This is a genomic window from Flavobacterium sp. FlaQc-57, assembly GCF_044007395.1.
GTDB lineage: Bacteria > Bacteroidota > Bacteroidia > Flavobacteriales > Flavobacteriaceae > Flavobacterium.
The window spans coordinates 58,799-70,723 of record NZ_JBIPDA010000008.1 but is presented as its reverse complement, the minus strand read 5'-3'; the positions used below and the strand labels follow the sequence as shown (position 1 = coordinate 70,723).

The following is an 11,925-nucleotide window of genomic DNA, read 5'->3' as shown; positions in this document are numbered from 1 at the left end:
TAGTATCATAATGAAAAATCAACCTCAAATACAAACAGAAATGGAAACTGAAACAGAAATTCAATTTAATCCATTTTCACCTGAAATCGAACGTGTAATTCAAACTACAAATTCGCAACAGGAAATATGGTCGGATTGTATTTTTGGAGGCAGTGATGCAAACAAAGCTTACAATCTATCCGTATCTCTTAAACTTAAAGGTAATTTAGTAGTAGATACATTTGAGCGAGCAGTAGATACTTTGGTAAAACGCCATGAAGGTTTGAGAGCTACATTTAGTCCAGACGCAAGATTTATGTGCATTTTTAGTAATGTTAATTTCGAAATTTCTCATAATGATTTTTCTGACTTACCAACGATCGAAAAAGAACGCTCAATTAAGGCTTTAGTTAAAGAAGAAGTTAATGTTCTTTTTGATCTTGTAAACGGTCCCTTATTTAGAGTTAGCTTACTTAAAGTCGACGAGTTTGAACATCTTGCAACCATAACAATTCACCATATTGTTGGAGACGGACTAAGTGTTGATATAGTGCTGGAAGAATTAGGTACAATTTATTCTGCATATATTGAAAATAAAGAACCAAAACTACCAACGGCGATACGTTTTAGTGAATTTGCTGAAAAAATAAATTCTTTTATGGAAAGCAGCGAATACAAGCCTTTAGAAAAATTTTGGATTGATATTTATAAAGAATCTGTTCCTGTAGTCGAATTGCCGCTAGATCACGTACGACCTACGTTACGTGCATACAATAGCAGCCGTCTTGATTTTTATTCAGATGATAACATTATAAACGGGTTAAAAAATATAGGAATAAATGCAGGCTGTAGTTTAGTTACCACTTTACTGGCTGCTTTTGAAGTCTTTTTATGTAAAATTACGGGGCAAAATGATTTAGTTGTAGGATTTCCTTCTTCAGGAAATACATTATACGATATGAGGCAATTAATTGGTCATTGTGTTAACCTGCTTCCGTTGCGGAGTAAAATTAATCCCGAAATTACTTTCTCAGAATACTTAAAACAAAGAAATTCAGAACTATTTGATGCCTATGAACATCAACAAGTTAGTTTTGGTCATCTCTTAAAAAGTTTTGCTATTGCGAGAGATCCTTCCAGAATTCCTTTAGTTCCAGTTATACTTACAGTTGATTTGAATCGAACTATAGAAAATGAGTTTTCATTTAAAGGTCTATCACATGAATTTACACTAAACCCAAGAGAATTTGCAACTTTTGAAATTCAACTTCATCTGTTTAGAACCAAAAACGGGCCTTCATTTCAATGGTCTTACAATACTACATTATTCAAAGAAGAAACTATAAAAAAAATGATGTATTCATTTGAAGAGATTATGAAAAAAATAATATCTAACGCAAACAATCCATTATCAGACCTTGTAGGAGGAAATTATTTAACAGAGTACAGTACTTTAAATAGTACCGAAATGTCCTATCCAAATGTATCCTTAATCGAATTACTTAGAAAACAAGCAGAAATTACTCCAGATAATATAGCATTAGAATTTCATGATTCTAAAACAACGTATCAAGAATTACATAAAAAAGTAAATCAACTGGCACATTATTTAAAAGCGCAAGGTGTTGAATCTGGTGATTTTATTGCAGTTTCTTTTTCAAGAAGTCCGGAACTGCTTTACACTTTGTTAGCAATTTTGCAATGCGGAGCAGCTTATTTGCCGTTAGATCCTGAATATCCTAAAGATCGTTTAGAGTTTATGCTGAATGATTCGGGGGCAAAAGTTTTATTAACGAGCAAAACATTGTTTGCGTCTTTACCTTCATGGCCCCAAACACTTTTTATAGAAGATGCCATTGATTCATTAGACCAATACTCAACACAGCCATTAGCCAATACCGTTAGTCCGGAAAATATGGCGTATATTCTTTATACATCTGGATCAACCGGTAACCCAAAAGGTGTTCCTATCACGCATAAAAATCTGGTGAATTTTCTTTGCAGTATGGCCATAGAACCTGGAATCAATGAAAATGACAGACTACTTTCTATAACTACAATTTCATTTGATATTGCTGGTTTAGAATTGTTTTTACCACTTATTAAAGGAGCGACATTAATAATAGCAGACCATGAAACTGCCAGAGACGGAAGACTTTTACTTGAATTAGTTAAAAGTGAAAACATTAATTTTTTACAAGCTACTCCTACTACCTGGTCAATGCTTTTAGACTCAGGATGGACTGATGCATTACCAGTTAAAGCCTTATGCGGTGGTGAAGCAATGCCTGCAGATCTTGCCAAAGAGCTTTTATCAAAATGTGATACTCTTTGGAATGTATATGGCCCAACAGAAACTACAGTATGGTCATCTGCTAAGCAAATTAAAGCTGATGACAAATTAATAACTATTGGTAAACCAATTGGCAATACACAAATTTATATTATTGATGAGCAAGGTCAACTTGTAGCACCGGGAAACATTGGCGAAATTTTAATTGGTGGTGATGGTGTAGCAAAAGGCTATTGGAACAGACCTGAACTCACGGCGGAAAAATTTATTGAAAACAAATTTTCCGGTATTAAAAACGATATAATTTATCGTACCGGTGATCTGGGAAAACTACTTCCGAACAACGAAATAGAATGTTTGGGCCGTCTGGATCAGCAAGTTAAAATTAGAGGACATCGCATCGAGCCTGGCGAGGTAGAACAAGCTCTTCTCTCTCTTGACGGAATTAAATCTGCTGTTGTGTTAGCTAACGAAAATTTTCTTGTAGCCCATATTGTACCTGATTCCAGCTTAGAAAACGCCGAAAATCAAATTTCTTTATGGCGCGAAGCTTTAGCCTCGCAACTTCCAGTACAATTAATTCCGCATGATTTTAATTTATTGGAAAAAATACCCACAACGCTTAACGGTAAAATAGACCGTAAAGCATTATCACAATACAAAACAAACAAAAAGATCAACTATACCGCACCGCGAACAGAAGAGGAGAACATAGTTGCTACTATTTGGAAAGAAAGTTTAGGTATTGAGGATATCGATATTTTTAGTGATTTTTTCGAAATGGGCGGACATTCAATAAAGGGAGTCAAGGTCATGATTGAAATAGAAAAACATATTGGCAAACGAATTCCTTTATCAGCATTGTTTAAATATTCAACGGTTGAGAAGTTTGCCAAACTATTAAATACAGGAACTGAAATTTATTCTGATTGTTTAGTTCCCATAAAAGCTAAAGGAAATAAAGCACCGCTTTTTATTGTTCACGGAGCGGGACTTAACGTTTTAAACTTCGTTAATTTAAGTAAGCACTTTGATGACGACCAGCCTATTTATGGTATTCAGGGCACTAAACCAAAGGGTTTTGAAGGATGGTATGAATCAATTGAAGCCATGGCTGCTCATTATATAGATGCTATTATAAAAGTAAATCCAAAAGGGCCATATGCTTTAGCAGGTTTTTCTTTTGGCGGTATTGTAGCTTTTGAAATGACACGTCAATTAAAAGCGCAGGGAAAAACAGTAAGTCTTACGGCACTACTCGATTCTTATGTCGATTCGTCTTATTATTATGGAAATTACAGACGAAAACAACTTGTTAGATACTTAGATATTACACATCGAAGATTAGACTTTTTAAAAGAAATGTTATTGAGCTGGAAGGCTTTTAAAATGCGTATTAATGGAAAAAAAGAATACATACTACAAAGACATTTTGGTAAGAAAGTTTTAATGACAGAACAAGAAGAATTAGCACTTCAGCAATTTATAGAAGCTGATGGGATGGTTAAGAAAATTGTTGACCGCTATCATCTTAAACCGCAAAACATTGAAGTAGATTTATTTCGATCAATAGATGATGATGATTATAAAATAGATCCAACAAATTTGGGATGGAAAAAAGCCGCATTAGGAGGAGTTAAAATTCATAATATCTCAGGAAATCACTTAGATATTGTAGCGCCGCCAAATGACAAAGTTTTAGCAAGATTGCTCCAGGACATTTTAGATCAGAAACATGAAAACATCTAAATCTTTTATTGAATATTCAACTGTAAAGGATGTAAAACTGATCCCTTGTAAACTAGATTCTTTAGATACTGACGAAATAGTCATTTACACCATTTATCTGCCTGATTTTATTGAACTAAAATCTGATTTATCTAATTTTTTAACTTCTAAAGAACTTAAGAAAGCACAACGCTTTTTTAAAGAAATAGACAGGGACCGATTTATTATATATAGGTCGATTTTAAAATTTATCCTTGCAGCTCATACTAATTTGAGCGTAAAAAATATTTATCTTGATTATCATTTTAATAAAAAACCATATTTGGCATCACATCCATGGCTCTTTTTTAATGTTTCACATTCAGAGGACTTTGCTGCAATAGCAGTTTCGCGTAAAAACGTAGGATTAGATATCGAATATATGTCAGAAGATTTCAACTTTACAAGTCTTCTTCCCGATGTTTTTGATGATAACCAAATTTTACAAATTCAAAATGCGGCCGATAAAAAACACGCTTTTTATACTTCCTGGACACGTAAGGAAGCCTTTGTAAAAGCACTGGGAAAAGGTATCGACGAAGATTTTAAACACATTCCGAGTTTAGATGGACAACACGATATTGATTTTGATCTGATAAAAAACAGCAAAAACTGGCAGGTAAATAGTTTTAATCTTGCCAATCATTATTTGGGCGCTGTAGCTTTTGAAGATTTATCAGCAACTTCCAGAAATCTGATATTCTATGTTTTACCTAATAAAATGGAATACATTTTAGATATGCCTAATAAGAAATGATTCTTTGTTTGATAAATACGGTTATCTAAAATCTGAATATTCCCCGAAATTGATCCCAAAAAATGCTTCTATCGTATTTAAAAAGTAAAACTTAAGATGCGACAGTGACAGCTTTAGCAGCTGTAGAACCATTTTTTACTTTAGTCACTTTCTTTTTAGGAAATTCTTCAGGCGCAGGTTCGCGATAAATTCCAGAAGATATACTTTTTAAGAATGCTTCAAGATCTTGTAATTCTTGTTCGGTCAAATTCAATTTTTTCAATAAAGGCGAAGTCACAGGAAATAATTTATCAGTAATCTGATCTCCTTTAGGTTTTAAATTAGGCATTCCGGCATTATACAAATTTAAAACTCCTCTTAGTTGAGGAAATAGTCCATTGTGCATATAAGGTCCTGTATGTACGATTTCTCTTAATGAAGGTGTTTTAAATTTCCCAACATCTTCAGGATCGTGCGTAATATTGTATCTTCCTAAATCTTCATACTTTCGTTTGTAGTAAGTCAAACCAGCATTATGAAATTGATTATCTGAGAAATAAGGAGAATTATGGCAGTTTATACATCTTGCTTTTGTTCTAAACAAATGCAATCCGCTAACTTCTTTATCTGAAAGTTGTGTACTATCACCCTCAATAAATTTATCAAAACGACTTTTTCGGCTCACAACCGTACGTTCAAAAGTTGCAATTGCTTTTAAAATTTTTTCTTCAGTTACTTTCTCTTCTCCATATGCGCTATAAAAGAACTTCTTATAGCCTTCAATTTTTTGAATATTCTTTACAGCAATATCCATATGATTGTTCATTTCTTTAACATCAGCAATAGGGAATTTTGCCTGCTCTTCTAAAGTCGCAGCGCGCCCGTCCCAGAAAAATACTTTAGAAAAAGCAACATTGATAATCGGTTTCGAATTTCGTGTCCCCGCAGTTCTGTCATGTCCATTAGAAACACGTTTTCCATCTCCCCAACCTAATTCAGGATCGTGGCATGAAGCACAAGAAATTTGTTGAGAACCAGATAACCTTGGATCAAAAAACAATACTTTACCCAATTCTCTTTTAGCAAGCGAATACGGATTATCTGCCGGAAATACAACATCCGGAAGTACTCCTATATCTTCAAAATCAACAACTGAACTATCAATAGTAGCTTTAGGCCATTTACTATGATCGCCGCTACTGTACATTTTTTTTAATTCGGCAATAGAATAATAGGTGCCATTATCAGGATTATAATTTCGTACTGAAACTAATGTAATACTAAGTAATAAAAGGATTATTAGAGCTGATTTTTTTTTCATTTGTGGTAATATTGACTTTCAAATCAAGGGGATTACAAAACTATAAATTATTATTTTTTGATTGCTATAAAACTTAATAATTTATCGAAATTCCACCATTAAAATAAGTACTCGCTTTTGTATTTAAATTGGCGTAATACTCTAAATATTTATTATCTAATGCTGTTAATGTCTTATAGTTTATAAAAAATTGAAGCGTTTTCTTCTTAGGCAATTTGATATAATAATTGGCCACAATATTCGATTGCAATTTTGAAGTACTATCGTAAGCATGATCCGGAATGATCACATTATCTGCAAACGCCGTATTTGATGAAGTTGGCACATATAACAATTCCTCATTTAAGGGAACATAATAATTTATACCAAATTCCAGATTCAATTTATTTTTTTCATTAGTAAAAATATCTCTATTGAATACTGCCTGAATTTCTAAAGTGTTTAACTTTTTATTTGTGCTTCCAAGTAAATCAATGTATTTGTGTTTTGCATAAGCACCAATTAATTCAAAATTATAAAGTACACGATCATTTTCTTTTTTAATGATTCCACTGCTAAGCTGCAAGCGGTCTAAATTCATTCTATAATTCTGTCCGTTTTCGGCAACCGAGAAATTATCTCCTTGGCCAGCACTGTATTCTAATTGCAATTTATAATCTTTAACTTCTCCGTCGTGATAATAATTCAATTTTGCAGTATTCGAATAAAAACGATAACGGTACTGTCTTAAATCATTTTCGATGTAAACATTACCATTGGCATCTTTTCCGTAAAAATCCTGCATCGATTTGTTGAATTTATAAGTCAATCCCAAACTATTTCTATCATTTTGATATTGATATCCTAAACCAAAATTCTTGTCGATCGTGCTAAAAATATATTTGTTATAAGATGAATTAAAAACAACTCTACCATATCCTGACGAAAAAGTGGTGAATGTTTCCGGATAGGCAGGTGCATTTTGAGTAGCATCAACATAATCGATATCACCAGTTTCTGCCTTTTTTGACATTCCAACAGAACCAAATATTCGATGATTTCTATAAACATATCCTCCGTGAAGCTCTCCTCCATAATTACTCAAAGCAATTTGTGGACGAGGATCAATTTTTCTATAATTTTTGCTATTGTTGTAAAAAACCGTTGCTCCAAGTAAGATATTATTTTCTAATTGATAGGATAAACCTCCATTTAGACTATAATTTTGAATCTCCCAATTTCCTTTCTTTGGAGCGAAAAAATAGTTTGGTGAAAGTACATTTTGATTTTCAGTACGCTCTGTCGAAAGGTTGTATCCTAAACCATCTTCAAACATTTGGTTGTAAACAAAATTTCCAAAAAGTCGTAATCGAGGTTTTAGATTAAAAATTCCTTGTGTCGTAAACGCATATTTTGTAGATTTTTCTGCAGTTTGTACGCGTTTAAAAGGTGTTATCTTTTGCTCAAAATCAAGTTGGGTTTGTGTAAAATCACTTAAATTCTGAGAGGTGAAAAATAACGGAGTTTCAAATAACCGAACTTCAATATCGTTATAGAATGAATTTTGTTTTACCAGTAGACTATCTGTAAGTTGCGCTTGTACAGCACAACTTAACAGTAGTAAAAAAAATAATATTGTTTTTTTTGAAATCATTTTTAAGATTCTAACTTGTTAAAGAAATAAAATAACGTACTGTCATTCTATTTCTTTCTTGATATTTTAGTTTGCAAAACCTTTTGGATTTGCCATAGCCAATTTTACAAAATCACTAGCCGAATTATTAGTGTCTTCTAAAATTCTGCGCCCGTTGACAATGCTTTTAGTTTTTCTGATAACAGATTGTGAATTAAACGAAGCATCACAATTCGTGAAAGAAGCATCTATTTCTGAAGGTAACATTTTTGGTCTTTGAGAACTTGGACTAAAATTCTGTAAATCAACTCCGTCAATAATATCCTTTGTAGGGATTTGAATAAAAAATTTAGCCTTGCTGTCTATTACCGTTATTGAAGGATCTGAATAATCTAAAAATTTATCAAAATTATCAGCACGGAAAATAACAAAACTATCTCTTCCCGGATTATCCATTAAAAAATCCTGGTTACCACTCTCATATCCGGCGCGTCCCCAATAGGCAATTTCCATATCTTTAACAGCAGGATTCTGAATATCATAACGGTAGACATCTTTGCCTTTTGATAAAAGATAATCTCCTAAATAGACTTCAAAATCGGCAGCACTTAAATCAACAGTTAAATCAGGATTTTTCACACTTAACGGAATACCTGTATTATCAACCAAAGGAGATTTATGATTAATCGCTGTTTGTGCAATAACAATACTTTCTCCAGGTTTAATTGGGTATTGCATTCCTGTACCAGGGATTCTCATAACATAATCTGCATATACATTTTTGGTATTGGCATCAGCTCCAGCTATCATACCAATTGATTTGCTCCAATCATACTGTCCGTTGGCCAATGTAATAGCACTTTGCGTAATATTTATTTTTCCGTATAACTGTCCTATATACAAACCATCGGCATAAATAAGTTCGTTAGAATTGTTATAGATTTCAATAAACTGATCTCTAAAAACCGCACCTTGTGTAGCATGTGAACCTGCGTAATAAATTTGTTTAATTACTAAATCACCAATTCTTGCTGCCTTCAATTCAACATTTGTTGTCGCGATGTTAGCATTGACAATTACTTTTTCTTGTGATCCATTAAATGTTACCGTTGCAGTAGTTGGTGTAAATTGAAATAAGTTAAAAAACTCTTCGCTTGTTACTGCTTTCGTTGCCGTAACATTATAAGTTCCCGGAAGAATATTCGTAAAACTCACTATTCCGGCAGCAGTTGAGGTTGCTGTATAAGTATCTCCAGTATTTGTATTTGTTAAAACTACATTACCGGTATTAACCGCTAAACCATTATATTGATCTTTATCGTATTTTAAATTTACTGTAAAAGAAACAGGCTGTAAGTTAGTACCGCCTCCAAAATCATCATTGATAGTGCACGAAAAAAGAGTAACCGCAATAGCAAATAAGAGGATTATATTTTTCATAAAATTGAAATTGTATTAGAATTTAAAATTGATATTCGATCTTGGTTCCAAATGATAATTGCACCATGTCAGGCTTTATTCGTTGTACATACGTACCATTTACAAGTGCGATTTCTGTTTGTTTTAGATCTAAGAAATTATTGGCATAGAAGGAAAATCTAAATCCGTTAAGGAAATCTTTTGAAACTCGCAGGTTGAAGTTATGATACACTTTTTGAAGCTCTTTGTCATAAACCGATGGTGTTTTCAAAATATGTCCGTAAAGTACCTTGTTGTTTTGATCTTCTGCAGGAATTAAAATCTTGTTTAAATTTTGATCTAAATAGGCATACAACTGATTATCGTTACTATAATTATTATTGTTTACAATAAAATGTTCACTTCTAATGGCGATCACCATACCAATTTTAGGCAAATGGTAACTAAGGTTTCCTGCTAAACTAAAACTTTTGTAATATTCATCATAAGGTTTGTAAAGACCATATTTTTCTACCGTATTCACATTTGTAGAGCGGTAATAACGGTCAATATCATTACGATTAGTTGTTTCGATATAACTTCCATTAAGATCAAAAGAGATATTTTTTATAAATGTTTTATCAAAATTCATGAAGAACTCAATACCTCTGTCTTTCGATAAATATTTATTTACCAATTGTGTTTGCAAATAATAAAAAGGAGAATATCCCGTAATATCATAGGTCGGAGTCTGATTTCCGTTGTAGTTAATTTTCAGATCGGCAACCTGACGTGTTGTAGGAAGTGATTGACTTGTAATTCCGTCATACAAATTATTATAAAACCCGGTAATATTTACGGTTGCAAAAGGCAGTTTGTAGTCGAAACCAATTTCTGAACGCAAACTTTTTGAAGGTTTTAAGTTTTCATTATTAGAATAATCTATAAAAGTCTGAACAATGCCTAAATTATAATAACCCGGAAGTCTGTAATCTCCCAAAACAGCATCATAATAACGAGGACCTGTGTATACCTGATTTAAAGAAGGTGCTTTTGAAGTTAAACCAAAACCTCCGCGAATTTTAAAATTATCCTGTGCATAAGACGCATTAATACGGGGCGCTAAAAATGAATATCCATATTGATTATCATAACGTAAACCAGCATCAATGTTTAAAGCACTTCGATCCCAGTTTTTTACTATATTATCTTCAGCATACAATGAAAATTGGTATTCAGCTAAAATATTATCAGCATAATTATAAGGTCTAAAAGCCTGCCCTGATCCACCGTTAGTGTTTGTAAAAGCACTGTTCATTGTCTCCGGACTTCCTAAACGGCCACGTCCTTTATTGTCACTCATTCTTATGGCAGTTCCGTAAGACATATTATGCATCCAGCTACCTGTAGCGTATGACTTATATAAATCTGCCGATAAAAAAGAAGAAATAGGAATACCTTCTACTGCTTTTACTGTAGTATAACTTGGTAATGTATATGTTCCTGTATATACGCCTTCTGTTGTACTTGTACCTACTATAGTTCCCCCAACGTTTACTACTTTAGACTCAAAAGTGTTTTGTTTTCCGTGTGAAAAATTAAAATTCACATCTAGATTATCAAAAAAACTTTCTGAAAAATTCAATTTAAAACGGTTCGAAATCGAAAGGTCTGTCTTTTTATTTTTTACAATTTTATCATCTGTTCCTTCAGCTTCATAATTCACATTGTCATTATTAAAACCGTAGTCTACAGAAAATGAATTGCGAATATTTTTATTGGCCCAGCTCCACATCAAATTTGTGTTAACACGATCGTATTTTGTATAGGAAACACGTGGCTCTGAGTTGGATTTAGTATAATTTACAGCAGCATTTAAAAACCCAAACTTATCACTGATTTTAAATCCCTTAGAGAAACCATATTCGCTGGTTCCGTCTCTTAAGGAAGCATAAACTCTAAAGGGTGATTGTCCTGCTTTTTGCTCAATTTTAATTAATCCCGAAGTTAAATCTCCATATTTAGCAGATGGAATTCCTTGAACCACTTCAATCTTCTCGATATTTCCTGTTGAGATTTGTCTTAAATCTGCTCCATAATTAGCATTAGAAAAATAACCATTAAAATCATTGGCTGAAGAATCTCCAAAACCAAGGGTATTTGGTGAAAATGGTTCACCATAATTTCCTCCATAGGATTGCATATTTTCATTGTTCGAAATCGGAATTCCATCGACGACAATAGCGGTTCCAAAAGATTTATTACCATATGCTGTATTACCAATAAGACTAGGTTTTACAGTTCTAAAAGCAATAGTCTTAAATTCATTCATATCAAAATTAGTGGTAGCCTGACCGGGTAATTGCTCTAAAACATCGCTAAGAGAAAAGGCCTGAACCTGGTTAATCGCCTCTCTTCCCATGATGATTTCTGAGAAGTTTTTTCCTTTTCGAGCAGAAACGATGATTTCTTTTAATCTCAAATCGTCATTCTCTAATTCTACAATTATAGATTTTGCAACTTGCTCTTTGGTATAAACGATACTTTTTTCCTGCTTTCCTAATAAACGAAAATTCAAACTAAATTCTTTGATGTCGTTTAATTTGATCTCAAAATATCCGTTTTCGTCAGTAATCGTCCATTTGTTCGATTTTAACTCTAAAACAGTAACACTTTGCAGTGGCTTTTGAGTGATACTTTCAACAACATGACCTTTTACTATGTGTTGCTGTGCCGAAATAGTAGTTGCAATGAAAAGGAATAGTAGAACGAAATATTTCAATTTAAAGGGCATTTAAAAATTTTGTGCAAAGATAAAA

At 32.9% G+C, this 11,925-nt stretch carries 6 protein-coding genes; 2 read left to right on the top strand and 4 right to left on the bottom strand.

The genetic code is table 11. The annotated features are described in order from the left end of the window. Nucleotides 1–10 precede the first annotated feature (10 nt). Together ACHRVZ_RS20735 and ACHRVZ_RS20730 are read left to right on the top strand one after the other, a co-directional pair. Nucleotides 11–4,021, top strand: a complete 4,011-nt coding sequence (locus ACHRVZ_RS20735) for an amino acid adenylation domain-containing protein (RefSeq protein ID WP_395424933.1) — start codon at nt 11–13, stop codon at nt 4,019–4,021. Next, on the top strand, nt 4,008–4,796 hold the full coding sequence (locus tag ACHRVZ_RS20730) for a 4'-phosphopantetheinyl transferase family protein (RefSeq protein WP_395424932.1): 789 nt from the start codon (nt 4,008–4,010) through the stop codon (nt 4,794–4,796). Before ACHRVZ_RS20735 ends, ACHRVZ_RS20730 begins: the two co-directional genes overlap by 14 nt. A gap of 91 nt (nt 4,797–4,887) precedes the next feature. On the opposite strand, the gene ACHRVZ_RS20725 is transcribed toward ACHRVZ_RS20730, so the two are convergent. The 4 genes from ACHRVZ_RS20725 to ACHRVZ_RS20710 form a co-directional block, all read right to left on the bottom strand. Beyond that, nucleotides 4,888–6,096 carry a cytochrome-c peroxidase gene (locus tag ACHRVZ_RS20725; protein ID WP_395424931.1) on the bottom strand — a complete coding sequence of 403 codons (1,209 nt, stop codon included), beginning with the start codon at nt 6,094–6,096 and terminating at the stop codon, nt 4,888–4,890. Nucleotides 6,097–6,169: 73 nt separating this feature from the next. Continuing rightward, nucleotides 6,170–7,729 (bottom strand): DUF6850 family outer membrane beta-barrel protein, encoded by a 1,560-nt coding sequence (locus ACHRVZ_RS20720; RefSeq protein WP_395424930.1) that lies wholly within the window; start codon nt 7,727–7,729, stop codon nt 6,170–6,172. 66 nt (nt 7,730–7,795) lie between these two features. Then, complete coding sequence (locus tag ACHRVZ_RS20715) at nt 7,796–9,148, bottom strand: DUF4876 domain-containing protein (protein WP_395424929.1); 1,353 nt, start codon at nt 9,146–9,148, stop codon at nt 7,796–7,798. 22 nt (nt 9,149–9,170) lie between these two features. After that, nucleotides 9,171–11,888: a TonB-dependent receptor domain-containing protein gene (locus ACHRVZ_RS20710; protein ID WP_395424928.1), complete on the bottom strand. Its 2,718-nt coding sequence runs from the start codon at nt 11,886–11,888 to the stop codon at nt 9,171–9,173. Nucleotides 11,889–11,925 lie beyond the last annotated feature (37 nt).

Excerpts from the sequence above, each read along its gene's own strand:
- ACHRVZ_RS20735 (WP_395424933.1), top strand. The coding sequence starts at position 11 with ATGAAAAATCAACCTCAAATACAAACAGAAATGGAAACTGAAACAGAA.
- ACHRVZ_RS20730 (WP_395424932.1), top strand. The coding sequence starts at position 4,008 with ATGAAAACATCTAAATCTTTTATTGAATATTCAACTGTAAAGGATGTA.
- ACHRVZ_RS20725 (WP_395424931.1), bottom strand. The coding sequence starts at position 6,096 with ATGAAAAAAAAATCAGCTCTAATAATCCTTTTATTACTTAGTATTACA.
- ACHRVZ_RS20715 (WP_395424929.1), bottom strand. The coding sequence starts at position 9,148 with ATGAAAAATATAATCCTCTTATTTGCTATTGCGGTTACTCTTTTTTCG.
- ACHRVZ_RS20720 (WP_395424930.1), bottom strand. The coding sequence starts at position 7,729 with ATGATTTCAAAAAAAACAATATTATTTTTTTTACTACTGTTAAGTTGT.